The organism is Sporosarcina koreensis (genome assembly GCF_001531445.1).
In the GTDB taxonomy this organism is placed as follows: domain Bacteria; phylum Bacillota; class Bacilli; order Bacillales_A; family Planococcaceae; genus Sporosarcina; species Sporosarcina koreensis_C.
Window position 1 is genome coordinate 101,847 of sequence record NZ_LQYA01000053.1, and the last position, 26,108, is coordinate 127,954.

A 26,108-nucleotide genomic window follows, 5' to 3' on the forward strand; every position below is an offset into this window, starting at 1 on the left:
AATTCCTTTTCAAAATGCAAGACGGGAACTTGATTGAAACCGTTCTAATGAAATTTCCATACGGCTTCTCGGTATGTGTTACGACACAAGTCGGGTGCAATATCGGCTGCAGTTTCTGCGCGAGTGGTTTATTGCGTAAAAACCGGGATTTGGATGCCGGGGAAATCGTCGGACAAATTATGAAAGTGCAACAGCATCTTGACGAGGTAGGCAATGGGGAACGTGTCAGCCACATCGTCGTTATGGGAATCGGTGAACCGTTCGACAACTATGTGAACTTGATGAACTTCTTACGTGTCATCAATGACCAAAAAGGGTTATCGATCGGTGCTCGACACATCACTGTTTCAACGAGCGGTTTGACACCTAAGATCCGTGAGTTCGCAGAAGAAAATATTCAAATCAATTTGGCTGTTTCTCTTCATGCACCAAACAATGATCTACGGACGAGTATTATGAAAATCAACAAAGCATACCCGATCGAAAAGCTGATGGACGCAATCGATTATTATTTGGAAACGACAAACCGTCGGATCACGTTCGAATACATCCTATTGGATGACGTAAACGATCACGTAACAGAAGCTGAGCAATTGGCAAAACTTCTTTATAATAAACGTCATTTGTCGTACGTCAACCTCATCCCATACAACCCGGTCGATGAGCACGGACAATACCAACGAAGCAAATCTGAAGCGATCAAATCATTCCACGATACGTTGAAAAAACGCGGGATCAACTGCGGCGTCCGCTGGGAACAAGGCTCGGACATCGACGCAGCTTGCGGACAATTGCGAAGCAAGCAAATCAAGAAAGAAAAAGTGGCGAAATAAATACAAAAAACGCATGCCGTTGTGATGGCATGCGTTTTTATTTGCATAAAGGCTCTCTTATTGTGCCAAGGGCTCCATTATTCCAACAACAGCCCGCATTCACCAGCCTACGCGTTGATTTTCTGATTCTCCTCACTAATCAACTCTCCATTTTCCGCTAGCGGCGCGAACCTTGCATTGAAGAAACGAAGTGTCGGCGGCTCGTAGACCATGCTCAATCCACAGATGGCATCACGTTTCCCATACAAAGCCAAAATCGAATCGACGACAACATCCATATGATTATTCGTGTATACCCTGCGCGGAATCGTGAGCCGCACCAACTCAAGATTTGGCCGGTTATGCTCGCCGGTCTTGCTATTCCGTCCTGCGGAAATGATGCCGCGCTCCATGCTTCGAACGCCTGAATCCAAATAGAGGGCTGCGGCTAGTGCCTGTGCAGGGAATTCCTCTTGGCTTAAATGTGGAAGGAACGCTCGCGCATCCAAAAATACCGCATGGCCGCCAATCGGTTGCACGATCGGAATGCCTGCATCCAATAGCTGTTGTCCAAGATATCTCACTTGGCCAATCCGATGCTCGATATAATGATCATCGACTGCCTCGCGGATCCCGATTGCCATAGCTTCCATATCCCGGCCCGCCATTCCGCCATAGGAAGGCATCCCTTCATAGACGACAACGAGCTCGCGCGATCTGATATACAAATCCTCATCATTCATCGCAAGAAATCCGCCTATATTTACAAGGCAATCCTTTTTCCCGCTCATCGTGCATCCGTCGGAATACGACATCATTTCCTTCAATATGTCCGCAACAGTGCGATCCGCATATCCATCTTCTCGCTCTTTAATAAAGTAAGCGTTTTCAACACAACGCGTCGCATCGAGCATGACATCGATATTATGAGACTTGCACAGCTCATATACTTCTTTCATATTTTGCATGCTGACAGGCTGGCCGCCCGCGAGATTCACCGTGACCGCAAGACAGACGTACGGAATCTTGTCAGCCCCGACTTGTTGAATCAAATTACGCAGTTTATCCAAATCGACATTCCCTTTGAAAGGCAGGTCGATGGAAGGATCATGCGCTTCATCAATGATGATGTCGACGAACGTGGCGCCGTTCATCTCCTGGTGGGCACGCGTTGTCGTAAAATACATATTGCCGGGTACATAATCGCCTTCCTTAATTTTTAACTGCGACAAAATATTTTCAGCACCCCGGCCCTGATGTGTCGGCAATACGAAACGATACCCGTATACATCCCGGACTGCCTGCTCCAGCCGCTTCCAGCTCTTGCTACCGGCATAGGCTTCATCACCTGTCATGAGCGCTCCCCATTGCGCATCACTCATCGCAGTCGTCCCGCTGTCAGTCAATAAATCGATATACACGTCATCGGAATCAATCAAAAACGTATTATATCCGGCGCGTTCAAGTGACTCTTTACGTTCCTCGTAAGAGAGCATGGAAAGTGTTTCCACACTTTTAATCTTATAAGGTTCTGCAGTTCTTCTTTTCAATAAAAACATCCCCCTTAGAAATTTTTCTCCCCACTTCACTATATCCCTTGGAATCCTACTATTCAATTAATTTACAAAAGATCGCGAAAAAAGACCGCCCTTCATATATATGTGGCGGCCTTTCAATAAATCCTATTCTTTTAATTTTTTGATTCCAATAACGATGAACTGGACAATGACGCTGAGCCCGAATCCGAACGTTGTTATGATGAATAACGAAAGGACTCCGATCAAGTCGCCAAACCCGTTTGCATCCATGAGGAAGCTGCGAAAAAACTCGGCAAAGCCTAAAACGAGGGCTGCCATGAAAATCCGAAAGGCAATCTTCATTTTATAAAAAAGCAATGAAGACGCCAGAATGCCGACAGTCAGACTGAATACTCCGAACGTCAAGTAATTCTTAAACACTAATTCCGTCCCTAAAATAGTCCGAATCCCTAAGATGAGCAGTACAAAGGAAGTCAGCCCGGTGAAAAAACCTATTTTCCATAATTTTTTATCCAAGGAAGTGCACCCGCTTTCAGTACATATCATAACGGAAAAAGTGGGGGAAGTGTAGGGGGATGCTACGAAACAAATAAAAACGGCCGTTCCTCTTGGGATAACTCCCTAAAAAGGAACGGCCGCCGATACCGTATGCTTCATTTATCAGCATTGTTTTATATTCTTGTTATTTTTTCGCAATCAACACAAGTTTTCCATGATCAAGCTCTCGTTCCGCATCGGCGGCATCCTCTGCTGTCAATCCAGCTGCCTCCATTTTGCTGCGGAGCTCGTCTCCACGGGACGTAAACATGTTTTTCATGCTGTCAAGGAACCCCTGCTCCTTCATGCCGACGGATTCCGTATCAAGTGCATCCGTAATATTTCCAGCCCTTTTTTTGTCGTGGGCGAATATATAAATGTCGTCATGTGCATATCCTTGTGTCGTCAATTCCTCGATTTCCTTTTTTGCTTGCACTGCATTCTCAACAACTTTTTTCAAGACCATAGTAAAACTACCTCCCAATTGTATTTGTACTATCTATACCTCGAATAGGACAAATTAAACAAAGGGAATTATCAAAAAGCGAAGGGATCTCCTTTGAGGCGTTTGTAGGAGTTGATGAATTCATTGGGATTATCACTCACTCCGAATGTGAAAACGCCACGGTTCGTATGAAGGTAAAAAAGCCCTGTGCCATTTGAGAAAGGGCGATACGAAACATCGTGAACATGTTCCAAGGAAAAAGTATGGTCCGACGAGGTAATCGCTTCCTCGTATAATAATAGGGTACGTGTCGTTTGACGATGTTCCTGTTTAAACCAATCGATTGACCGCTCGACTGTGAAATAATTTAAAGAAGAGATGTTTTCTTTCAAGCGGATTCCTCCTGGAAATTGTCTATTGCATCTATGTTATCAGCTTTATGCTTCAGCGCCAATTAATCCGCAATTATTTCACAAGCCGCTCAACTTTATCGAGGATTTGGTCTTTAAATGATTCTTCGATGTAACTGAATTCATCCACAATATGGCCTTGTTGACTAATGACATAAAAATTCGTTCCGTGGATGACTTGCCCGGATTCACCCGACATTTGCACAATCGTCTGGAACTGATTCAATGCCAATTTTTCAATTGCCTCCTGCGAATAACCCGTCAGTAAATGCCAATTCGACTCATCATCAGAGAACTGTCCGAGATAATCCTTCAAAACTTGCGGCGTGTCTGAATCGGGATCGACTGTGAATGTCACGAATTCCACTTCAAGTCCTTGTTCTTTGGCAGCTGTTTGTAAATCGGCCATTTTATGCGACATCGGCGTACAGACCGAGTTGCAATTTGTAAAAACAAAATTCGCGATCCATACTTTTCCTAAAAGCTGATCGGTGCCGAACGGCTCTCCGTTTTGATCGGTGAATGAGAAGGAGGCGACTTGTCTGCCTGCTTGTTTCGGTTCGCCGCAAGCGAACAAGAGAGATATGGTAATGACAAGCAAGAATTGCAATTTGAGAGTTTTCATTGTCCATCCCCATCTTTCATCTTATTTACAAAACAGACAGTCACGGTAGTTCCTATCGCGGCATCGCTCTCAATTGAAAAGGTGCCTCCATGCAGGCGGATGATCTCTTTCACAATCGAGAGACCGAGTCCCGACCCTCCAGTCGTCCGGTTCCTTGCCTTATCAGTGCGGAAGAATCGTTCCCCGATTCTGTCGATATCAACTTCGGGTATGACAATCCCTTCATTCGTCACTTTGAACTCGACAGTCTCTCCGGCGGAATTCAACTGAATCGATAAGCGCCCGTCATCGATAGAATATTTGACGGCATTGTCAATAATGTTATAGAACACCTGTTGAATCCGCTTAGGATCGCCGGTCAAAATGAGATCTTCTTCGATATCGAGCTGCAACTCCAATCCTTTTTCAGAAATCAGGATGTTGAATAAATCAAGTGTGTCCAATATGATTTGCGCGATGACGATCGGCTCTTCGACGAGTACATATAAATCCTCCTGCAAGTGATTCAGCTCGATGAGATCATTGATCAGTTTATTCAATCGTACGGTTTCTTTTTCGATTGTCGTCAAGTAGCTTTCCGCTTCTTCGGGTGATGAATAGATCTTCCCCTTTAAGACATGAGTATACCCGCCGATATACGTCAATGGCGTCCGCAGTTCATGGACAAGATTGGAGGTGAATTCTTTTTTCCGCTTTTCCTGCTCCTCCAATGAAAGGCTCATCATGTTGAATGCATTCGCCAATTGGCCAATCTCATCTTCGCGTTCGGTTTCAATCCTGCTGCTGTAATTTCCTTTTGATACTTCTGCCGAGAGTCGCTGAAGCTCCTGCAATGGCCTGAAAAGTGATTGCCATGCCCGATTGAGGACAAGAAACAGAATGAAAAAAAACAAAGTGCCGACAGCAATTAGAATGGGAATACTTTCCCGGAATACATCTTGGATCGCTGCGAGCGGTACATAAATATATATGAATCCAATAAGACCTGTTTCACCCTTTATCGGGAAAATGGCTCCTAGTATTTCCCGGTCAAGCTCTTCGACATATCCTTTCTTCATAATATAGGCGCCTTTGTTTAGACTTTCGCGATCGGCATTGCCGACAAGATTTTCATAATTAAGCTTATAGGGAAAGTATGAAGTCAAGTCTTCCAACTGGTCTACAACAATTATCTCGTATTCGGAGACGATGTTGTACCATTGAATCTTCTCAATGATTTCATCGCTCAGCTCACCATAATGGTAATGGGATGCAGTCCGCTTTCCTTGATAGACGATGGATTCCTCAATGCTTGAGAGATATAGTTTGGAATAGAGGAAGTGAATGAAGAAAAATGAAAAAAGAATCGTGAAAGCAAGACTCGATAGTAAGACAACTAATATTTTTTTGCTCAATGTGAGCTTTTTCATCATTTCACCTCAAGCTTGTATCCGATGCCCCATACTGTTTCAATCATGCTTCCGGCTTCTCCCAATTTCAATCGCAATGTTTTAATATGCGTATCGATCGTCCGGTCGGTGCTTTTATGATCATCGCCCCATACAAGGTTCAGTATCTGCTCCCGTGTATATACCCGGCCCGGTTTTCTCGCGAGTGTCTCAAGGATGCCGAACTCCTTCACCGTCAATGAAACGGTATTGTTATCTAACGTAACTTTATGCGCGAGATGATCGATGACTAACGGGCCGACTGTAAACGACTGTGACAAATACCGATGTTGATACGATCTTCTAAGAACAGATTCCACCCTTGCAATCAGTTCCCCCGGCATGAACGGTTTGACCATATAATCATCGCCGCCAATTTTTAGGCCTTCAACCTTGTCCCATTCTTCTCCTCTGGCAGATAAAAAGATAATCGGAATGTTGGTCGTACGCTTCAATTCTTTAGCAAATTCAAATCCATTCATATAAGGCATCATGACATCGACAATGCATAAATGGGGCTGTAGTTTATACACTTTGGCCAACGCGTCCATGCCATCCGTGGCCTCTTCGACAATATAGCCGTCCTTGGCAAGAAAAGTGCGCACCAAATTTCTCATTTGTGGTTCATCATCTATTATTAAAATCGTATATGGCTTCATCAAAATAACCTCATTTCACAGAGATAATCAATACTAATATACTCGGTAGTTGTGAAATACTTATGAAAAGGTACACTTCATAGTTACTTCGCATTTCCTTGATAATATCATAACTGAATAAACATGCTCGTCAATAAGAAATAGTGGAGGGGATCTGCATGAATAAAAGTTTCAAAATGCTAGGCGTAATGATCGGATTAGTTCTTTTAGCTGCTTGCGGTAAAGAGACGGATGACGGATCAGCAGTGGAAGTACTGCCTTTGGAAGTTGAATTGACAGTGACCGAAAAGGCGGATGTCGGTGACACCGTAAAGATGGAAGCCCTTGTCACATACGGAGATGAAAAGGTGAGTGATGCCGATAAAGTCGTCTACGAGGTGTGGGAAGAAGGAAAAAAAGATGATTCTGTCATGATTGACTCCGTCAATGAAAAGGATGGTACCTATACAGCGGAAACATCATTTGAACACGATGGCCTGTTCCATGTTCAAGTGCATGTAGATGCGAAAGATCTGCATACGATGCCTGTGAAGCAAGTGACAATCGGGGAAGGTGCACATGCTGAAAGCGAACATGCGGAAGGAGAGGAACATGGCCATGAACATGGTCATGCGGACGGGTTTGCACTTCATTTCGTGAAACCAGAAAATGCAACGACGGGTGAAGACACGGAATTGATGACCCATTTGCAAATCGATGGACAGCCGCTTGTAAAAGGAAATGTACGTTATGAAGTTTCAAGCGATGTCCTTGGGAAAAAGCACCTTTGGATTGACGCAGATGAAACCGAACAAGGCGAATATACTGCGGTCTACACCTTCGAAGAAAAAGGTTCATACACTGTGAACATTCACGTGAAAAATAGTGAAGGCTTGCATGAGCATGAGGAATTTTCATTTGAAGTGAAATAAGAAATTCGTTTCTAGCCGAAAATAATGATTATGGCTGTATCGTGAATTGCGGTGGGGAAGTTGCGAAGTTTACAATCGTTACATCTGGAATTATAGGCATAGAATCGATATGATAGAGGAAGATTCAGAAGAGGAGCGATGCAGTATGAATAAACTACCAGAAAAAACTTGCTCGGTTGAACGGCTCGTTACAATCCCTGCAGATGTCGAAAAAGTATTGAAGGGTGAAAAAACAGCGACGAGAAGAAATGGTGTCTACGCGTATCCTGATGAAATCATGGTATTGGACGGAAATGAGTTTAAAGTTGATAAGCTCTACAAGCAAACACTTGGTGAAATGACGGATGAGCATGCGAAACAAGAAGGATTTGCAAATCTGGAAGAATATAAACAATCAATCCTTGCCTTGCATCCGAACATGCCGTGGCTTCCAACAATGAGCGTGTGGGTTCACGAATTCAGCCCTGTAGCAAAGTAAAATGTCATGAAGTACATGTATGGGACAATTGTATTTGTCCACGTCGTTTCCGCAGTACTTGCAATCGGCCCGTTATTCCTATTGTTGCCGACGATCAAAAGGCTGCGGAACGTCGATCTTCCAACTGAAAATGCTTACTTGGCGATCATCAAGGTCATAATAAGGCTTGTTATGCACGCCGGGCATATGCTTGTCCTATCTGGCGCATTGCTGTTACTTACCGGTCCGTGGCCTTGGAATACCTCTTGGGTGATTGCGACCCTTGGCATCATGCTTTTATCTGGCTTTTTCTTATCAAGCGGGTTTACAAAGGTCCTCAAAAAGTATTATAAGCATAGCAGTAAAGGGGAGATTTTGACCGTCCTGACGAGGACAACTTGGATTTATATCGGATTGATGCTCATCATGCTTTGGCTTATGGTGCAGAAACCGATGCTTTGGTGATTGAATAATGGACTACATAAAATGAGGATGTGCAGAGGATGAATGCATATCCTTTTTTAATTCTATTGAAAAAGATAGTGACAATTCAATCATTACAGTATATAATGCTCTGAAACGAAATGGGGCGATTTGGATGGAGTTTGTTCAATACGAGAATGCTGAGCAATTTGCGAAGGTGGCAGAGCCAATTATCGTGAAAAACGAGGATGTGTTCAGCCTGTTCTACGGTATACTGCAAGCAATTAAAGCGGGGAAATATGAAAATCCTTTCATGGTCGTTGTGGCGGATGGGGAAGATGTCCTTGCACTGTTGCAGATGACCCCGCCGCATCCATTGAATCTTGTCATTGTGAATGAGAACAGAGCAGATGAAGTGATTGATTTCATCATACAGGAACTGCGCGGCAATAGGATCACGGTTCCATCTGTCATCAGCCTGAAGAAATGGGCGCTCTCTTTCGCAAAAACTTGGGAAGATCAAACAGGAGAGACGCAAAAATTGCTCATGGATCAAGGGCTTTATCGGTTGGATGAAGTTGAAGAGACGCTTGAAATGAGCCCGGGGAGTTGGAGGTTTGCGACCGATATAGATGCTCCCTTAATTGAAAAGTGGTTTGCATTGTTCGAAGAAGATACAAATCTGGATAGGACATCAACGGAGATCATTAAAGAAAAGGTGGCAGCATTCCTTGATTCTTGGGAAGTTTTTTTGTGGGAAGTTGAAGGCAAAGTCGTCTCGATGATGAAAAAATCAAGGCCGACGAAAAATAGCGTCACTGTCTCGCTCGTCTTTACACCAAAAGAGGAGAGAAAGAAAGGGTATGCCCGGACAATGGTCGCGCAAGGGTCGCAGGAGCTTTTGAAGGACTACGAGTTCTGCGTGTTATATACGGATATGATGAACCCGACGTCGAATAAGATCTATAAGGAAATCGGCTACAAACATATTGCCGATTCAATCCATATCGGATTTGAGAAATAAGAATGTGGTTGGCGTGTCTAAAGTCGTCATTCCCGCACCAAAAGTTCTCGTTCAGCTTTGAAGTCGCATTCAAAGCGACCGTCCCTACACATGGCAAGGCCGCCTCATCTATAGGCGGCCTTGCCATGTTACGCTTCACTCACAGAAAATATCCCCAACTTCTCAATTCTACGAACTGCCTCAGCAATACGTTCTTCGCTTGCCAGCAGGCCGACCCGTACATAACCTTCTCCGTGCTTACCGAACCCATGCCCCGGAGCGACGACGACTCCTGCCTGTTGAAGAAGAATATCCGCAAACGCCTCGCTCGTATAACCCGGCGGTACAGGCAGCCAGGCGAAGAAAGATGCTTTCGGCGCATCCACATCCCACCCGATCCGCTTGCATTCGGTAATCAAGACATCTCTGCGTCCTTCATACAATGCCGTCAAATCGCGCACACATCCTTGATCTTCCGTCAAAGCGGCGATGGCGGCGTATTGAACCGCAGGAAAAAGGCTGATGAATAAATGGTGTTGCAGCTGATTGATCGCTTTAATCATATCCCGGTTCCCAACTGCAAAAGCGACTCTCCAGCCGGCCATATTGTATGTTTTTGATAATGTGTACATTTCAATTCCGATTTCTTTTGCCCCTTCCGCCTGCATGAAGCTGACAGGCTTCTCACCGTCGAAACCGATTCCGCCATACGCCATATCATGCAAAATGAAAATTTCATTCTCCTTGGCGAACGAGACTGTTTCCTCAAAGAAAGGGACGGTCGCAACAGCACTGGTTGGGTTGTTCGGATAGTTCAAGTACATGACTTTAGCTTTCTGTTTTACATCGTCTGACAATGCTCCGAAATCGGGCAGGAATCCATTTTTCTTCAGGAGTGGCATCGTTTCATAAGCGATATTGGCGAGACTGACTCCTGATAAATAATCAGGATACCCGGGATCGGGCAGCAAAAGGAGATCGCTTTCATTCATCATTGCCAAAGGCACTTCGACAAGCCCTATTTTGGAGCCGCCTAAAATGGCGACTTCCGTATTCGGGTCCACATCCACATCATATTCACGTTTGTAGAAATCAGAGATGGCTTTCCGGAATTCAGGAATGCCGTCGAAAGGCGAGTATCCGTGAGTATCCGGGCGCTCTGCAGCCTGCTGCAAAGCTCTGATTATATGCGGAGGCGTCGGTTGATCGGGGTTGCCTCTTCCTAGGTTAATAATGTCCAATCCTGCTGCCTTGGCAGAATCGACTTTTTTGACTAACGAAGAAAAGAAATGGGGCGGCATGTTTCGTACACGGTTTGACATCAGCATGTAATAACCTCTTTTTCATAGTTTTTTGACTCGTCTGACTTTCTTTTGCTTTCATTCTACTATATGCATCCAATGAAACTCAACATGATTTTTCGTAAAAAGGAAAAAGCCGCCACCCGCTATTCAAACGGGGTGGCAGCTTCAATAATTCCGATCATTGTCCATGATGAACGTCAAGAGGGACATCCAATGGTCGACTTTACGTTCCATGGCAACATGGTCGACAGACTCTTTTTTCAGCCTCTTATCAAGATTTGCATAGAAACGGATAACCCGGACGGGCTTTGTTTCATCATCGATTATGATTTTCATTTCAACAATGGCGATTTTACGGTGGATTGCCTTCTTCGCTAACGACATCTTCTTGTCAACAACGGGTATGACAGATTGTCCGAGCGCTTCGATCCGCTCCATCGCCCCATCAGCTTCCTTCACGGCTGCTCTCTTCAGGACGCCGTTTTCATAAACTTCCACGGCCAAAATTGCGGAATACGGATAGTCTGACAGTATATAAGGCATTTTGTTAAATGCTTTTTTGACAGACTTCCCATCGATAAGCGGGGCAGGCTCCCAAAAGTAAATTTTACAATTTGCTTCGTCAACAGAGATTTTTGAAAGCAAATCATCCGCCACAAAAGAGTGTGATTCGATAAAGTTTGTTGCTTTCGGTTGGAATGTATTCAGATACTCCATCTGTTTCGCCTTTAATTTATTCTCTGTCCGTGTGGAAAGGAATAAAAAAAGTAACGCAAACCCGAAGAACACCGCGAAAAATAAGAAGCCGGGAAGGAAAGCGTCACGCTTTATAAAATAAAACATCGCAGCTATCCCGATAATAGGCGCGAGACAGCCGAGCCGAACATACCAATTGGATTGTGTGGAAGTCAAGAGAATCCCTCATTTCAAAATAGATGATAGAAACTAGTAATACGAATAGATTTGTATTTATCATATCGGATGAGAAAGCGAATAACAACGTCCAAATAAAAGGCTGTCCCCTCCGTTGAAGGGACAGCCTGTCCAAAATTAGTTCACTTGTGCAGCTTCAATCTCATCTGTCAATTCTACAAGTTGATCGATCAATTCACCGATATACGCAATCGTATCAAGCAAAGGCTGTTCCGTCGTAATGTCGACACCTGCCATTTTGGAAAGCTCGGCAGGTGATTTCGTGCCGCCTGCTTGCAACACTTTCAACCAATCCTCGACAGCAGGTTGGCCTTCTTCCAAAATGCGCTTCGACACTTGAGTGGAAATCGTTAATCCGGCGCTGTATGTGTACGGATACAAGCCCATGTAGTAGTGCGGTTGGCGCATCCATGTCAATTCCGCACCTTCATTGATTTTTACGTCGTCTCCCCAGAATTCTTCAAGGACGCCGCGCTTCAAGTTGTTCAACACATTCGCATTCACACTGCCGCCAGCATCGATGCGCTCGTACACTTTGCGCTGATAGGCAGCCTCCAATAAGTGTGTGACGAAGTTATGGTAGTACGTACGCGCTACGATGGATGAAATAACCCAACGTTTGAATTTCGGATCATTCGAATTGGATAGCAAATGGTTCGCCATCAACATTTCATTCATCGTCGACGGAGCTTCGATGAAGTACATGGAAGGGCGCGAATTGAAAATGTTTTGATGCTGGTGGGCATTGTAGAAATGACCAGCATGACCTAACTCATGCGCCAGTACGAAGACATCTTCCATACTGCCTGTCCAAGAAATTAGAATATAAGGGTGGACGCCATAAGGGCTTGAACAGAATGCTCCTGTCGATTTACCAGCATTTTGTGCAAAATCAGTCCAGCGCTCTTTATAGGAACGATCGATCATATTCATATAATCGTCACCCATGATAGCAAGCGCGTCATCAATATATTTCTTTGATTCTTCAATTGTGATTTTTGGTTCATAATTCGGATCCAATGGAATCTTCAAGTCCGAGAAATTCATCTCATCAAGTCCATGGACCTTCTGAAGGAGACTTGCATATTTGCGCATATGCGGCGCAAGGTTTTTCATAATCAAATCAATTTGCCGGTCATACATGGAGCGGTCAACTTCCTGATTGAACAGGAGGTAATCGAAAACATTTTCATATCCTCTTAAATCGGAAGTCGTTTTCTCTTTTTGCAAATGCATATCATATGCTTTGGCAGTCGTATGCTGATACTCTCTCAGTTTTGCATGGAAGGCATCATATGCGGCTCTTCTTTTTTTCGTATCCGTTTCCGACTCCCATCCACCTTCGAATGTTGTATAGCTTAATGGATAGTTTTCACCGTCGACTTCAAAATCATCGAAGTTCATGTCGACTAGTTTAGTCGTATTGTATAAGCCGTATGGCGCGTTCAATACAGAGGAGAATGCGGCCAACGTCTTTTCAACCTCCGGGTGAAGCTTATACGGCTTTTGACGGATCAGTTCTTCAAGATAGTTTTTATATTCCTCGGATTGATTCATCGCATTTTCCAGTAGCTCACTCGGCACTTCAGAAAGTTCACTTGTGAAGAATGAAAGCTGGCTTCCGAGTTTGGAAGCGGTAGAGCCATATTTACTGGAACGCATTTGTGCTTCGTCATTTGTTTGGTCGACGCTATGTGCCAAACTTTGGTAAGCCCCGATCGGTGTCATTTTGCCCAATATAGAAGCATAGCCATTCAACGCCGCGATGATTGCGTTCTCATCGGTGATTTTCCCCTTGAATTGCTCTTCGAATGAAGCGACTTCACTTTCGAGCTGTTCAACAGCTGCATTATAGTCCTCTTCATTTTTGAAAAGGTCTTCCAAATTCCAAGTCTCTTCAATGTTTACTGCTGAACGCGGTGGTAAACTTTTCACCATTCCAATCTCTCCCTTTTCATTTCAATTTATTACGGTTGTCGAACTAATGATAGTATATAGCAAACTTATAGAAAAGTAAAAATGAATAGGGATTTCTGCAATCTTATTTTTTCTGCAGTTTTTCAATTTCATCGGCGACTACGAAAACGAGGTCTTCATTGCCGAAAAGCTGCAGGACGTCAAGCATGGTTTCATTATCGATATGAAGATCGTCGAATCCATCATCGGCTTCAATGACTTCTTGTAAAGCGGCGTTTTCGATTTGCTCTGGATACGCTTTTTTATAGAGTGCGTGCGGCTCCAATTGATTGTTGGCGCACCATTGCACAAACAGACGTATCATCAGCGTTTCATCCTCCCTATATTTTTGGATAATCTGTTCATCGATATTTCTGAATTCCATTGTTCATCCCTCCGGTGATAAGCTATGATTCTAAGTATATACGAATAGGGGGGGTTCAAAAATGAATCGAGTAGATGTTGTATATTCTGTGATCTTAAAAAAGGGAAAAGTGCTTATGGTGAAGAATAGGAAATATGATAATTGGACATTGCCGGGCGGGGGTGTGGAAAAAGGAGAGACATTGGAACTAGCGGCACAGCGTGAAGTATGGGAGGAAACAGGTCTGACCGTCAAACTTGGAAATTTGCTAACGGTAAATGAAGCATTTAGGCAGAAGGAAAATAACCATGTGTTATTTTTCACGTTTTTAGCGGAAGTGGTAGATGGCGAAGTCGCCATTCAGGATACAGGCGGAATTTTAGAAGTTGAATGGAAAGATCTTTCATTCGCAAACGAAGCAATGCCTTATTATGATGGCGGTATTGAAAGAATATTGGAATCATCGTTATCGTATACATTTCAAGGAGTACAGGTTTGAGTTTGGATGAGGGGAAATACATGAACCAACAGCAAATGAGTGAAAGGAATAAAGTAGGCTGGAATCAAAACGCATACGAAGCTTGGGTATCACGACATGGAACTCCCCATGAATACGCAATGCAACTATCAGCAGATCCCTTGAAGAAAGTAGGCTTTTACTTGGAAGAAGTAGGAGAAGTAAGAGGGAAAAGCGTGCTTAATTTACTTGGTTCAAAGGGGAATAAAGCAGTCTGCTTCGCACTTCTTGGAGCAGATGTCACCGTAGTGGATTTATCATCAGAAAACAAACGGTATGCTATGGAATTGGCGGAAGCGGCAGGAGTTGCGATAACTTATATTGTCAATGATGTACTCGAATTAGCCGAAGAGGAAATTTCGCAATTCGATATCGTCATCCTTGAAATGGGTGTACTTCATTATTTCGTAGATTTATGTCCTCTGTTTCAAAAGGTGTCCGCCCTTATGAAAGAGAATGGAGTTTTTATTGTAAGGGATTATCACCCATTTGTTTCAAAGACGCTGCGCATGGCTAATGGGGATGCTGTACTGGATGGCGACTATTTTAGTGACGAGTATAGGGAAGTTGACGTCGCCTATTCTGCTCTACTTCCAAAACAAACGCAGCAAAAATTAGTGAAAAATGTAATCAGGCAGTGGACACTTTCTGAAGTTATCAATGCTCTTATCCATTCTGGTTTGAACATAAGAAAAATGAAAGAGGATAAAGGAGTTCATTGGGCATTTCCTGCAGGTTCACCAGATGGTATTGCTGAGAGGCTTCCAGGGACGTTTACAATGATTGCTTCAAAGGACTTTCGATAAGTTTATAGAGAAAAAGGGGAATGGATTGTGGGATATATAGAGGATTTGAGAGAAGTGGTCGGAAACCGGCCATTATTGCTGACAGGCGCAGGAGTAGGAGTTTTCAATGAAAAAGGGGAAATCCTTCTGCAAAGGAAGTTGGATGGTCGTTGGGGGATTCCGGGCGGCTTCATGGAGCTTGGAGAATCGTCTGAAGAGACCGCTCGAAGGGAAGTCCTTGAGGAGACGGGCATGCAGATCGGGAAGATGAAGCTTGTGACCGTCGTATCTGGCGCTCAAACACATACCGTTTTGAATAATGGCCACGAATACTATTCGGTGACAATCGTTTATGCAACGGATGACATTCGTGGCGGTGAACTGAAAGCTGACGGTGTTGAGACATCAGAAGTTGGTTTTTTTAATGTGCATCAGTTGCCAGAAAACTTGAGTCCGTTAATCCGATCGATGATTCATCAATATGTAGCTATGCGGAAATGAACCTTGCTATCCAGCTATGCGTGAATACAAGGATTTATGCGCGGCTCGAAGTGGTTATGCGTGAATGGAATGACTTATGAGTAATTAGCGGTATTTATGCGTGAATGATAAGATTTATGCGTATTTATGCTTGTTTTCCGCAAAGGAAGCAGCTTTAGAATTTAGTGCTGACGAAAAAACGAACGATCCAGTCTACATCGAGCGGGCCGTCGACGATTTCATAATAGAGCAGCGAATTTTGGATGATCAAATTTTCCGCGATGATAATTGTAATGCTATTTCCGTCCGCGCCTTTCAAGCTGATGGAGAATTCGTCGATATTATCATCCGGATTGATTTCTTCCGGCTTCAATTTCTTCACGTGATAGTTTTGCAGAAATTGAAGCAATTCATCTACTTTATTTTCATCGTCGATGCTCCACGTTTCTGCTGGGGAACCGTGCATCGTAGGCTTTGTGAAAGTGAGCGAAGCGAATTCAGTATCCACCGTTTCAATGATTTCAGTGAAACTTTTTTCTTTGAAATCATTTATGGTCTCTATCATTGCATACATCCCTCCGATTATGAGTGCGATGAGCAAGAAGGCTCGCATTTTCATGTCAATTCCTCCAGTTTTCGTTTGTATAGTATACGCAGCGGCTGTGATTTTTGAATAGTACTCATGCTATGTTTCCGGAGGAAGATAAATTAATGGAGGCGTTGGATTAATGAAATACTTTTTGAATCATCGAGAGATGCTGGAAGAATAATGTTATAATAGTATTCAAATTATAAAGAATACACGGAGGGTGAAAAATGACGAAACTGGAAAATGCGATTCAGGACTTTTATGCAGATGATTTTGCCTGGTGCTTCGGATGCGGCCGGCTCAATGAGGATGGGTATCATTTCCGAACTGGATGGGATGGGGAAAAAACAGTTACATATTATGAACCTTCGGAGAAGCATATGGCGATTCCGGGATTTGTGTACGGAGGGTTGATTGCTTCATTCGTTGATTGTCACGGAACGGGGTCGTGCGCGCTTGCCTTGTATCGGAAGAATGGGCATGAACCCGGAGACGATGCGGAAGTGCCTCGCTTTGTCACCGCTTCGTTGAACGTGAATTATTTAAAGCCGACTCCGCAAGGGAAAGTGCTGAAAGCGGTCGGAACAGTTGAAGAGATTCATCCGAAGAAATGGAAAGTGGATGTGGAAGTTTTTGCTGGAGAAGATCTATGTGCTACCGGTGAACTTGTTGGGGTTGTCATGCCAAAGACATTTATCACAAAGTAAAATGAGCCTGTGAAAGTTTGACGGTGGAAATGGATGAAAGATTGAATGTAAGAGCGGAGGCAAATGGAAATGGCATACTTAACAGGAATAATAATTGTTGGGATTGTGATGTGTGTTCCAATCACTGCGATTATTACGGATTACAAGCGTAAAACGATGAGGTTCAAGGCGGATATCGTTCGTGAAGAGATCGAATTGGAAAAACTGAAACAACAGAACTTCATAATCGAAACAGAAAAGATGAAGCTGGAGTTGGAGCAAATGAAGCTCGATTATACATCAGGCAAAAATGATTTACTAAAAATCGACGAAAGAGTGGATAAGAATGTCCGATAATTCGAAGCCTCCATACAATGACCTGATCGGCGATATGTTGAAAAAGCGTGAGAATGAAGACGGCATGGAGAAATTGAAGGGCTTCGGAAAACCATTGCCGAAAGAATATTTTTCTGGTGATACATTTCAGCATTTTCAGCGGATTGCAAAAGACGCGGGCTATAAACCGCATTGGTTGAAATTGCAGCACGAAATCAGCGGAATGATCCACGAAATCGCAACGTTGGCATCGAGCGGTGAACAGGGTGATCTGCAAAAGCGTGTGGAAGCAGTGAATGAGAAAATTGCAGAGCATAATAAACATTGTCCACCACCGATGTTGAAGGGCCGTATTTCACTTGATTCCCTTGAGAGGGCAAAAGAAGTTTGGGGCTAGCCTTCAAGCGTTGGGCGAAACGTAACGTAGGTTGGTTTATCATCTGCACATTCTTCATCATGGGTGGATGCAATCCGTCAGTACAGGAAATCGGAAAGGAATCCCCTTCTTTCAGTGAGAGGCATCAAGTGGTAGAATCATCGGAAATTACGTTCTCCAAGGTGGATGAGTTGATGGAAGGTATGACATTGGAAGAAAAGATCGGCCAATTGCTTATCGTTGGGATGGAGGGAAAGACGTACGGTGATGAATTGGATCATCTTATTCGCCTGTATCATGTAGGGGGCATCATTTTATTGGGGAAGAATGTTTCCTACCCTGCGGGGATTGTGAAATTATTGAATGAAAGCAAGAAAGCTAATGCCGGTTATAAAATCCCTCTTTTTGTCTCGGTTGATGAAGAAGGGGGGCGAGTGTCCCGCCTGCCTTCCAGCATGAAAAAATTGCCCGCTGCTGAATACATTGGACGGATCGGTGATAAAACGCTTGCTTATGAAACCGGTGCGTATCTCGCGGACCTGTTGCACGCTTTCGGCTATAACATGAACTATGCGCCTGTCTTGGATGTGCATAGCAATCCGAAAAACCCTGTCATCGGAGACCGGGCATTCTCGGCAGATTCTGAAGAAGTCGCAGCTTTGGGGATGGAAGTTATGCGGGGGATGTCTGATAACGGAATCATCTCGGTCGTCAAACATTTTCCGGGGCACGGGGACACCCATGTAGATTCCCATAAGTCGCTCCCGGTCATTGAAAAGTCGGTCGAGGAGCTGCATGAAACCGAGCTGATCCCTTTTCAACGGGCGATTGAAGAAAAGGCTGATGTGATCATGGTGGCGCATATCATGTTCCCGGAACTCGATGATAAGTACCCATCTTCTTTATCGAAGAAGATCATTACGGGTCTGTTGCGCGAGGAAATGGATTTTGAAGGTGTCGTCATTACAGACGACTTGACGATGGGAGCAATCGTCAATGATTATACAGTGCCGGATGCCGCTATCCAGTCCTTCATCGCAGGCAGTGATTTGCTGTTGATCGCCGGTGATTATGAAAATCAGGTCGGTACATTCGAGGCATTGAAATCTGCGGTACAGGCAGGGACTATTTCTGAAGAACGAATCGATGAAAGTGTCAGGCGGATTTTAGAGCTGAAGGAACGTTACAACCTGAAAGATGTCCAAATTGAAGAACTTGATTTGGATTCTATCGAACGCAAATTCAATGAATTAATCGAATGAAAGTGAAACTTCCTCCTACGTTATCCGTATAACATACTACAGTAGAAAACAAGGAGGTCACGATATGGAAAATACAGGTTTGAAAGTGCTTGTTCATGCTAGCGCATTTTTTGCACCATTCCTTGTTCCGTTCATCATCTTTTTAGTTGTGGATGATCCAGAAGTGAAAAGGTTGTCCATCCAGGCACTATTGTTCCAATTAATGATGGGCGCATTGATTATCATATCGGTGATTTTGATACTTTTCTTGATCGGCATTCCGATGATCATCGTTTTCGGTTTGATGACAATCATCGTTCCGATCTTAGGGATTGTGAAATCGCTGCAAGGTGAAACATATAATTATCCGATTGTCGGCAGATGGTTCTGATCGTTCCCCCTTTACGCGAAAGCGTTCTGGGGGCTTTTTTATTGTTCATTTTCATTCATGTTACGCATGCGAGTTGTATATGTTGGTAGTAGCAAGATTACGTACAACTTAAAGAAAGGGGAGAAGCATGAAAATCAAATTCAACTTGGTAACGCAAATTTTTATCGCATTCGTGTTAGCTATTATTTTAGGCGGTTTGTTCGGAAGTTCCATTGATTTTCTGAAGCCATTTGGGGATTTATTTTTACGATTAATTAAATTCATCATTGCTCCGCTCATTTTATCCACCTTGGTCGTCGGTGTTGCAGGTACATCCGATCCGAAGCAGCTCGGGAGGATGGGAATGAAGACGGTCGCCTATTATTTGGCGACAACTGGACTTGCTATCGTCATAGGGCTTGCCGTCGCATTCCTTATATCACCGGGGAAAGGCTTATCCATTTCCTCCGACGGATTGGTAGCTCCGGAATCCGCGACGCAGGAACCGCAAAGTGCGATTACGACAATATTAAATATTGTACCTGAGAATCCATTCAGTGCCTTGGCGTCCGGCAGCATATTGCAAATCATCTTCTTTGCATTGTTCATCGGCCTTGCCATTACATTAGTCGGAGAAAAAGCGCGTCCGGTCTATTCGTTTTTTGAAGGCTTCGCCGAAGTGATGTACAAAATAACAGGGATTGTCATGAAAGTGGCGCCGATAGGCATTTTAGGCTTACTTGCCCCCGTTGTCGGGCAATACGGGCTATCCGTCCTGTTGCCACTCGTCAAAGTGATTTTGGCAGTATACATCGCCTGTATCCTTCACGCTGTCATCGTTTATTCGACGGCGGTGAAGACATTTGCAGGAATGAATCCGAAGAGGTTTTTCAAAGGGATTTCGCCTGCAGCGCTTGTTGCCTTCAGTACTTGCAGTAGCTCGGGGACGCTTCCCGTGACGATTAAAAATACGAATGAAAACCTAGGGGTGCCGAATAGGATATCGAGCTTCGTCCTGCCGCTCGGTGCTACTGTCAACATGGATGGCACTGCTATTTATCAAGGCGTTGCCGTCATTTTTATCGCCCAATTCTACAATTTGGAGTTATCGTTCCTTCAGCTGTTGACAGTTGTCCTCATTACCATTTTGGCATCAATCGGTACAGCTGGCGTTCCTGGGGCCGGAATGATTATGCTTGCGATGGTATTGACATCGGTGAATATGCCGCTTGAAGGGATTGCATTGATTGCCGGCATTGACAGGGTGCTTGATATGATGAGGACGTCAGTGAACGTCGTTGGAGATGCTTCTGCAGCAGTCGTCGTCGCAGGCACGGAGAAGGCATTAGACAGTGAATGACAAGTAAAAGACCGGAATCCTCGGATTCCGGTCTCTTTTTACCGTTGCAAACGCTTATCAACTTCATCCACGACATCTTGAACTGACATTCCATGGATACCGACGACAGGGAAATCGAATTGATCGACATTCACATCGCTGATCGCCCGCACGACACCGATATCATAGCCGTTCAAGTTCTCATCACTTTCAAACATTTTCACTTCGTGCCCCTTTTCCTCCAATGCCAATTTTACATCGTCGAAAGGGTTCTCGACGGCAACCTTTGCCATATGGATCACCTCCAATTTCTAAAGTGCTTCCAGTCTCTATTTTCCCGGAAATGTTTCTAATAAACACATGAAATTTGAAAGCGATATTTCGTCAAAGGCTCATTTCACTCTCGCGTTGCTTCGTTCACTTCGCCATTTTCGTTCTTCAGTTTTCTAAAACCTGTGAAAGCATCGATGATAGTGGTAACAATCGAAGCAAGTCCGACAACCATGACAATCAGATGGACCTGCGGAATAATATCATCAGGCGACCTTTGGAACACTTCCGCCAACACATCGGCAAGATGAGGCAAGATGAGCGACGGATTGAGAAGAATGACGATGATGAGAATTGTCCAAGCGACATTAATGAGGAGATTGCCATAAGCCAGCCTCGTTGTCCATTTAGGGGAAAATGATTTGTAAGAGGCCAGGACGATTTCCATAGTGAGCAACAGGAGGGTTGCCGGAAACAAAGCCATCACTGATACATTGCCAAAGGCTGCCATTTCAATTTCAATCCTTTCAAATGCTAGTCCTATGCAATCTACCCCGAAAACCGACAATTTAACGGCCGTCCACATGGAAAATGTGTTTTTACGGCATTCTTAACATTCACTCTTCGAATTGCTGTATACTGGACATATTGTTCAAAATTATTGATAAAGCGTGGGGATTTCGTTGACTTCCAGTAATCATACACAGAATCCATCCAATCCGGTATATCCGATCATGTTTGCCATCGGGGCCTGTCATTTGCTGAATGATACACTTCAGGCGGTCATACCGGCAATGTTTCCAGTGTTGGAAAAAGAAAGAGGATTAAGCTTTACGCAGCTTGGATACATCTTTTTTGCGTTGAATATGGTCGCGTCCGTCCTACAGCCCGTCGTCGGTTATTTCAGTGACAGGAAGCCGATGCCATTTGCACTTCCGATCGGCATGACCTTCTCGCTTATCGGAATGGCGGGTTTGGCAATCGCGCCAAGCTATTGGCTTATTCTCGTGTCGGTCATTATACTTGGTCTTGGTTCCGCGGTATTCCATCCGGAGGGCTCGCGCGTGTCTTTCTTGGCAGCGGGGAATAAAAGAGGGCTTTCCCAATCGATTTTCCAAGTCGGCGGGAACTCGGGACAAGCATTGGCACCGCTGATCAGCGCATTCGTCTTAGTGCCGCTCGGTCAAAAGGGGGCAGCCGTTTTCATTGTAGTGGCAGCTCTTGGGATTTTCATATTGTCCAAAATTTCGGCATGGTATAAACGCCAGTTGGAGTCAGATAAAAAGAACAATCGTAAAAAACTGTTGCTTTCTTCACTAGGCGATTTAACCAAAAAACAAATTGGGATTGCACTCACTTTATTGCTGGTCATCATTTTTGCCCGTTCCTTCTATGTCACGAATGTGACTAGCTTCTATATCTTTTACTTGATGGATGGCTATGGGTTAAAGATTGAGCAAGGCCAGATATACATATTCCTTTTCATGGCACTTGGTGCTGCAGGGACGTTTTTCGGAGGACCATGGGCCGACCGGATTGGAAGGAAGAATGTCATCGTGTTATCGTTGTTAGTTCCATTGCCGCTCTGCCTTTTGCTGCCGCATGTTCCACTATGGGCAGTAGGGGTGTTGCTAGTGGCAATTGGATTTTTCATCATGCTCAGCTTCACTGTTACTGTCATATATGCACAGGAGCTTGTACCGACCAAAATTGGAACAATGGCTGGTTTGACAGTCGGCTTGGCGTTCGGGATGGGAGCGATAGGGGCGGTTGTTATAGGGAATTTTATGGATACGATCGGGATCTTTCCGACGATGGTCATCGCCTCCTTCTTGCCGTTCATCGGTCTTGTAGGACTGGCTTTGCCCAAGGATCAGAAAATCACTTCACCAACCACGAATTGATGAAATACTCGCTTTCGGAGAGGAATTAATTGAATAGGTGCTAAAGTGAAAGGCTGTCATTCAGTTGGCGGCCTTTTTTTGATGTCTTTACATGTAATTTGAATAGGCGTATACTTTATTAGTTACCTAAGTAAACAATGGGGTGTTGAAAATGAATCCATTAATTCACGAACTGTTTCAAAGATCACGCTTGCTGAGTAAGGAGCTGAATCTGGCATTGAAAGAACATGGCTTGTTTGCTGCTCAATGGACGGTTATTTACTGCATCTATCAAAATGGAGAGATGACCTTGACGCAGATTTGGAGATACTTGAATGTAGAAGCACCAACGGTCACTAGGACTGTCAATCGGTTGGAGCAGATGGGCTGGCTGGAAACCCGAGAAGGGAAGGACAGGCGTGAAAAATATGTCATGCTTTCAGCAAATGCGCTTTCGCAGCTAGCAGAAATTCAAAAGACGATCATTCAATTTGAGGAGGAGAGTCTGAAAGGCCTTTCTGAAGAAGAAGAGGAACTTCTCATGGCCTTACTGAAAAAAATAGACAATAAAGGAGAATGATTGAATGAATATGAAAGAACCGATTTGGACAAAGCCGTTTATAAGTCTATTCCTGACGAATTTATCGGTATTTATTGTGTTTTACGGCTTAGTCTCGACTTTGCCGCTCTATGCAAAAGATGCATTGAGCAGAACGGATGAAGAAGCAGGTTTATTGATGACCATTTTCTTAGTGTCCGCTATCATTGTCCGACCGTTTACCGGCAAGCTGCTGGACATAGTCGGCAAAAGGAAAATGCTGCTGGTAAGTTTGTTCTTCTATCTCATTTGTACTGTGCTTTATTATTTCATTACGCCGTTTGAAGGGTTGCTTGCATTGCGCTTTTTCCAAGGGATCTGGTTCAGTATCGTCACGACAGCGGCTGGATCACTGGCCGCGGACATCGTTCCTACAACAAGGCGGGGGGCCGGGCTTGGCTATTACGTCATGTCAACGAACTTGGCTGTCGTCATCGGGCCGTTCATCGCCCTATTCGTCATTCAATCTTACTCCTATGATGCTTTATTCATCTTGATGAGTGTGTTGATGATTATTGGAGCGCTTGTGGCACTCCTTATTCCCGAAGTGGAAATTGGACGGAATGAAAATCGGGCGAAGGGTTTTACATGGAATGACCTGTTCGAGAAAAAAGCGATGCCAATTGCGTTTTTGGCAAGTTTGATCGCATTTTCATATGCCAGTGTCCTTTCCTATTTGTCGATCTATGCGCAAGAGAAAGGCTTATTACCGCTTGCGAGTTTCTTTTTTGTCGTCTTTGCGGCAGTGATGCTTATAACGCGGCCGTTTACTGGAAGGATTTTTGACGAAAAAGGTCCTGCTTATATTTTGATACCCGGCTTCCTATTCTTCTTCTTCGGACTGTTCATTCTATCTTTCATGAATTCTGCTGGACCCTTCCTAGTTGCGGGAGCGTTTGTCGGATTAGGTTATGGGGCGCTCGTTCCGAGCATGCAGACGCTTGCCATCCAATCGACGACCCATCAAAGAAGCGGATATGCGACAGCGACTTTCTTTACATTATTCGACTCCGGCTTGGCTATCGGATCATATGTTTTAGGAATTGTTGCGGTTCAAATGGGATATCGGAATGTATATATGCTATCTGGACTTCTCGTACTTGCAGTGCTTGCGTTATATATATTGATTACCCGTAAACGGCGGAGTTGAAAGACATCGCCGTTTTTCATTTTTGAGTTGTACGTTACTTTACTACAATTTAGGGTATAGACTCTGTAACTATGTTTAGTGGGAGTCGATTTTGTTTTGGACAGGAAGTTTTGGAAGAATCCGGTGTTTTCAATATCAGCAGTGGCGATTTTACTGCTTGTCGTCCTAGGGGCGGTCATACCTGAGCCATTTGGAAAGGTGGCAGGGCAATTATACGGGTTTACGACGGCGAAGTTTGGTTGGTTTTATTTATTGACCGTCTTCATCATCATCATTTTTTTAATTGGTTTGGCAATTAGTAAATTCGGTGCGATACGCTTAGGAGGGGATGAAGAGCGGCCCGATTATCCGTTTTTCACTTGGATCGGCATGCTGTTTTCAGCAGGGTTTGGAGTCGGGCTCGTATTCTGGGGAGTCGCTGAACCGATGAGCCATTACTTCACTTCACCTCTTAAAGACGTCGAACCGCATTCGCAAGAAGCTGCCCGTATTGCTATGGGCTATTCGTTCTTCCATTGGGGAATTTCTCAATGGGGCATTTTTGGCATTGTCGGGCTTGTCATCGGTTTTCTACAGTTCCGAAAACGGAAAGATGGTCTTATTTCTACAGCGCTTGAGCCCTTGGTAGGGTCAAACAGGCATTTGAAGACAGGCATCGACTCATTCGCTGTTATTGCAACAGTGATGGGGATCGCGACATCACTTGGCATGGGTGTGTTGCAGATGAGCGGCGGTCTGGAATATGTATTTCATACAAAGAATACGTTTTGGATTCAGCTCATCATTATTTTTATCGTTTTTATTGCATATATGCTTTCGGCATCAACGGGTCTGAATAAAGGAATCGCGTATTTGGGCAACTTCAATTTAGCGATGGCAATCGCACTGCTCGTCTTCTTCTTTTTCGTCGGGCCAAAAGTGTTCATTTTGGAAAGCTTTACATTGGCAATCGGAGACTATATAAATAATTTCATCCGATATAGTTTGCGGCTTCAGCCGTATCAAGGCGGAACTTGGGTGAGAGAGTGGACGATCTTTTACTGGGCATGGACGATTGCTTGGTCGCCTTTCGTCGGTGCTTTTGTTGCCCGCGTATCGAAAGGCCGTACAATACGCGAGTTCATTGCGGGGGTTATGATTATTCCGCCTGTATTCGCATGCATGTGGATTGCCACATTGGGCGGTACAGCGTTATATAGCGATTTGAATAATGGAACGCAGATTGCCGAAGCCGTTGATGCGGATGTCACTTCTGCCATTTTTGAAACGCTCAAGCACTTGCCACTCACTGGCGCCGTTTCATTTTTGGCGATCGTTCTTATTTTTACTTTCTTAATCACCTCTGCAGATTCTGCAACATATATATTGGCAAGTATGACGACGAAAGGGAGCTTATTCCCGCCGCTTATCGTCAAAATGATTTGGGGGTTCCTCATGTCTGCGATTGCGGCAGTTTTACTATATGCCGGCGGTTTGGAGGCGTTGCAGTCAGCTTCACTTGTTTCTGCTCTTCCATTTACGCTGTTTCTCATTTTGCTCATATTTTCCTTAGGGAAGTTGTTGAGGAAGGAGCCGATTACAGTCAGGCCGACTGATATAAGGCGTTTTGAGAAGATTGAGCAGGAAGTGAAAAAGAAGGCAAGCAGGAAGCGGAAATAATTTTCGAACAAAAAAGTGGAGGCGG

Annotated in this window: 32 protein-coding genes; 18 read left to right on the forward strand and 14 right to left on the reverse strand. The window is 44.2% G+C overall.

Annotated elements, in window-relative coordinates:
* The coding region (rlmN, locus tag AWV70_RS09000; RefSeq protein WP_235588594.1) for a 23S rRNA (adenine(2503)-C(2))-methyltransferase RlmN at nt 1-833 on the forward strand (833 nt) is incomplete at its 5' end.
* 107 nt (nt 834-940) lie between these two features.
* Here rlmN and AWV70_RS09005 read toward each other — a convergent pair.
* The 7 genes from AWV70_RS09005 to AWV70_RS09035 form a co-directional block, all read right to left on the reverse strand.
* Entirely contained in the window at nt 941-2,362 is a 1,422-nt protein-coding gene (locus tag AWV70_RS09005; protein WP_060206304.1) for a tyrosine phenol-lyase, read from the reverse strand.
* Between the two features lie 132 nt (nt 2,363-2,494).
* Complete coding sequence (locus AWV70_RS09010; RefSeq protein ID WP_060206306.1) at nt 2,495-2,866, reverse strand: hypothetical protein; 372 nt, start codon at nt 2,864-2,866, stop codon at nt 2,495-2,497.
* A gap of 166 nt (nt 2,867-3,032) precedes the next feature.
* Nucleotides 3,033-3,353: a general stress protein gene (locus tag AWV70_RS09015; RefSeq protein WP_060206308.1), complete on the reverse strand. Its 321-nt coding sequence runs from the start codon at nt 3,351-3,353 to the stop codon at nt 3,033-3,035.
* A gap of 71 nt (nt 3,354-3,424) precedes the next feature.
* A complete protein-coding gene (locus tag AWV70_RS09020; RefSeq protein ID WP_060206310.1) occupies nt 3,425-3,724 on the reverse strand; it encodes a hypothetical protein in 300 nt (99 codons plus the stop codon).
* Between the two features lie 73 nt (nt 3,725-3,797).
* Nucleotides 3,798-4,367, reverse strand: coding sequence for an SCO family protein (locus AWV70_RS09025; RefSeq protein WP_060206312.1), 570 nt, complete (start codon nt 4,365-4,367; stop codon nt 3,798-3,800).
* A complete protein-coding gene (locus tag AWV70_RS09030) occupies nt 4,364-5,776 on the reverse strand; it encodes a sensor histidine kinase (protein ID WP_060206314.1) in 1,413 nt (470 codons plus the stop codon). Before AWV70_RS09030 ends, AWV70_RS09025 begins: the two co-directional genes overlap by 4 nt.
* Nucleotides 5,776-6,438: a response regulator transcription factor gene (locus tag AWV70_RS09035; protein ID WP_201024344.1), complete on the reverse strand. Its 663-nt coding sequence runs from the start codon at nt 6,436-6,438 to the stop codon at nt 5,776-5,778. Before AWV70_RS09035 ends, AWV70_RS09030 begins: the two co-directional genes overlap by 1 nt.
* 173 nt (nt 6,439-6,611) lie before the next feature.
* On the opposite strand from AWV70_RS09035, the gene AWV70_RS09040 reads away from it, so the two are divergent.
* From AWV70_RS09040 to AWV70_RS09055, 4 genes are all read left to right on the forward strand, one after another.
* Nucleotides 6,612-7,364: a FixH family protein gene (locus tag AWV70_RS09040; RefSeq protein ID WP_060206317.1), complete on the forward strand. Its 753-nt coding sequence runs from the start codon at nt 6,612-6,614 to the stop codon at nt 7,362-7,364.
* Between the two features lie 145 nt (nt 7,365-7,509).
* Nucleotides 7,510-7,842, forward strand: a complete 333-nt coding sequence (locus tag AWV70_RS09045) for an ASCH domain-containing protein (protein ID WP_060206319.1) — start codon at nt 7,510-7,512, stop codon at nt 7,840-7,842.
* 6 nt (nt 7,843-7,848) lie between these two features.
* Nucleotides 7,849-8,286 (forward strand): hypothetical protein, encoded by a 438-nt coding sequence (locus tag AWV70_RS09050; RefSeq protein WP_060206321.1) that lies wholly within the window; start codon nt 7,849-7,851, stop codon nt 8,284-8,286.
* 133 nt (nt 8,287-8,419) lie between these two features.
* Entirely contained in the window at nt 8,420-9,268 is an 849-nt protein-coding gene (locus AWV70_RS09055) for a GNAT family N-acetyltransferase (RefSeq protein WP_060206323.1), read from the forward strand.
* A 128-nt stretch (nt 9,269-9,396) separates the two neighbouring features.
* On the opposite strand, the gene AWV70_RS09060 is transcribed toward AWV70_RS09055, so the two are convergent.
* The 4 genes from AWV70_RS09060 to AWV70_RS09075 form a co-directional block, all read right to left on the reverse strand.
* Entirely contained in the window at nt 9,397-10,575 is a 1,179-nt protein-coding gene (locus AWV70_RS09060) for a pyridoxal phosphate-dependent aminotransferase (protein ID WP_060206324.1), read from the reverse strand.
* Between the two features lie 141 nt (nt 10,576-10,716).
* Complete coding sequence (locus AWV70_RS09065; RefSeq protein ID WP_060206326.1) at nt 10,717-11,463, reverse strand: hypothetical protein; 747 nt, start codon at nt 11,461-11,463, stop codon at nt 10,717-10,719.
* Nucleotides 11,464-11,601: 138 nt separating this feature from the next.
* Nucleotides 11,602-13,422 carry an oligoendopeptidase F gene (gene pepF / locus AWV70_RS09070; RefSeq protein WP_082713532.1) on the reverse strand — a complete coding sequence of 607 codons (1,821 nt, stop codon included), beginning with the start codon at nt 13,420-13,422 and terminating at the stop codon, nt 11,602-11,604.
* 103 nt (nt 13,423-13,525) lie between these two features.
* Entirely contained in the window at nt 13,526-13,825 is a 300-nt protein-coding gene (locus tag AWV70_RS09075; RefSeq protein WP_060206327.1) for a hypothetical protein, read from the reverse strand.
* 61 nt (nt 13,826-13,886) lie between these two features.
* Here AWV70_RS09075 and AWV70_RS09080 point away from each other — a divergent pair, with 61 nt between their 5' ends.
* From AWV70_RS09080 to AWV70_RS09090, 3 genes are read left to right on the forward strand one after another with little or no spacing between them, the layout of a single operon-like run.
* Nucleotides 13,887-14,303 carry an NUDIX domain-containing protein gene (locus AWV70_RS09080; protein WP_060206329.1) on the forward strand — a complete coding sequence of 139 codons (417 nt, stop codon included), beginning with the start codon at nt 13,887-13,889 and terminating at the stop codon, nt 14,301-14,303.
* Between the two features lie 20 nt (nt 14,304-14,323).
* Nucleotides 14,324-15,127 carry a class I SAM-dependent methyltransferase gene (locus AWV70_RS09085; RefSeq protein ID WP_060206391.1) on the forward strand — a complete coding sequence of 268 codons (804 nt, stop codon included), beginning with the start codon at nt 14,324-14,326 and terminating at the stop codon, nt 15,125-15,127.
* Nucleotides 15,128-15,154: 27 nt separating this feature from the next.
* Complete coding sequence (locus AWV70_RS09090; protein ID WP_060206331.1) at nt 15,155-15,607, forward strand: NUDIX hydrolase; 453 nt, start codon at nt 15,155-15,157, stop codon at nt 15,605-15,607.
* 154 nt (nt 15,608-15,761) lie between these two features.
* Here the strand turns inward: AWV70_RS09090 and AWV70_RS09095 are convergent, their stop codons facing one another.
* The gene (locus AWV70_RS09095; RefSeq protein WP_060206334.1) at nt 15,762-16,205 is read right to left on the reverse strand and encodes a hypothetical protein; all 444 of its coding nucleotides are present in this window, start codon (nt 16,203-16,205) and stop codon (nt 15,762-15,764) included.
* A gap of 197 nt (nt 16,206-16,402) precedes the next feature.
* Between AWV70_RS09095 and AWV70_RS09100 the strand changes: the two genes are divergently transcribed.
* The 6 genes from AWV70_RS09100 to AWV70_RS09125 all read left to right on the forward strand — a co-directional run bounded on the left by AWV70_RS09100 (nt 16,403) and on the right by AWV70_RS09125 (nt 20,544).
* Nucleotides 16,403-16,882 (forward strand): PaaI family thioesterase, encoded by a 480-nt coding sequence (locus tag AWV70_RS09100; RefSeq protein ID WP_060206336.1) that lies wholly within the window; start codon nt 16,403-16,405, stop codon nt 16,880-16,882.
* A 69-nt stretch (nt 16,883-16,951) separates the two neighbouring features.
* Nucleotides 16,952-17,218, forward strand: a complete 267-nt coding sequence (locus AWV70_RS09105) for a hypothetical protein (protein ID WP_060206338.1) — start codon at nt 16,952-16,954, stop codon at nt 17,216-17,218.
* Entirely contained in the window at nt 17,208-17,594 is a 387-nt protein-coding gene (locus AWV70_RS09110; RefSeq protein ID WP_060206340.1) for a DnaJ family domain-containing protein, read from the forward strand. Before AWV70_RS09105 ends, AWV70_RS09110 begins: the two co-directional genes overlap by 11 nt.
* Entirely contained in the window at nt 17,585-18,835 is a 1,251-nt protein-coding gene (gene nagZ / locus AWV70_RS09115) for a beta-N-acetylhexosaminidase (protein WP_082713533.1), read from the forward strand. The genes AWV70_RS09110 and nagZ overlap by 10 nt, the downstream gene beginning before the upstream one ends.
* Nucleotides 18,836-18,899: 64 nt before the next feature.
* Nucleotides 18,900-19,205 carry a DUF4870 domain-containing protein gene (locus tag AWV70_RS09120; RefSeq protein WP_060206342.1) on the forward strand — a complete coding sequence of 102 codons (306 nt, stop codon included), beginning with the start codon at nt 18,900-18,902 and terminating at the stop codon, nt 19,203-19,205.
* 133 nt (nt 19,206-19,338) lie between these two features.
* Nucleotides 19,339-20,544, forward strand: coding sequence for a dicarboxylate/amino acid:cation symporter (locus AWV70_RS09125; RefSeq protein WP_414714827.1), 1,206 nt, complete (start codon nt 19,339-19,341; stop codon nt 20,542-20,544).
* A 38-nt stretch (nt 20,545-20,582) separates the two neighbouring features.
* Here the strand turns inward: AWV70_RS09125 and AWV70_RS09130 are convergent, their stop codons facing one another.
* Together AWV70_RS09130 and AWV70_RS09135 are read right to left on the reverse strand one after the other, a co-directional pair.
* A complete protein-coding gene (locus AWV70_RS09130) occupies nt 20,583-20,816 on the reverse strand; it encodes a YkuS family protein (protein WP_060206346.1) in 234 nt (77 codons plus the stop codon).
* Between the two features lie 104 nt (nt 20,817-20,920).
* Nucleotides 20,921-21,361, reverse strand: coding sequence for a hypothetical protein (locus AWV70_RS09135; RefSeq protein WP_153009935.1), 441 nt, complete (start codon nt 21,359-21,361; stop codon nt 20,921-20,923).
* A gap of 166 nt (nt 21,362-21,527) precedes the next feature.
* Between AWV70_RS09135 and AWV70_RS09140 the strand changes: the two genes are divergently transcribed.
* The 4 genes from AWV70_RS09140 to AWV70_RS09155 all read left to right on the forward strand — a co-directional run bounded on the left by AWV70_RS09140 (nt 21,528) and on the right by AWV70_RS09155 (nt 26,083).
* Nucleotides 21,528-22,697: an MFS transporter gene (locus AWV70_RS09140; protein WP_060206395.1), complete on the forward strand. Its 1,170-nt coding sequence runs from the start codon at nt 21,528-21,530 to the stop codon at nt 22,695-22,697.
* Between the two features lie 151 nt (nt 22,698-22,848).
* Nucleotides 22,849-23,256 (forward strand): MarR family winged helix-turn-helix transcriptional regulator, encoded by a 408-nt coding sequence (locus AWV70_RS09145; RefSeq protein ID WP_060206350.1) that lies wholly within the window; start codon nt 22,849-22,851, stop codon nt 23,254-23,256.
* Nucleotides 23,257-23,260: 4 nt separating this feature from the next.
* Nucleotides 23,261-24,424 carry an MFS transporter gene (locus AWV70_RS09150; protein ID WP_060206352.1) on the forward strand — a complete coding sequence of 388 codons (1,164 nt, stop codon included), beginning with the start codon at nt 23,261-23,263 and terminating at the stop codon, nt 24,422-24,424.
* A 96-nt stretch (nt 24,425-24,520) separates the two neighbouring features.
* The gene (locus AWV70_RS09155) at nt 24,521-26,083 is read left to right on the forward strand and encodes a BCCT family transporter (RefSeq protein ID WP_060206354.1); all 1,563 of its coding nucleotides are present in this window, start codon (nt 24,521-24,523) and stop codon (nt 26,081-26,083) included.
* The last annotated feature ends 25 nt before the right edge of the window (nt 26,084-26,108 follow it).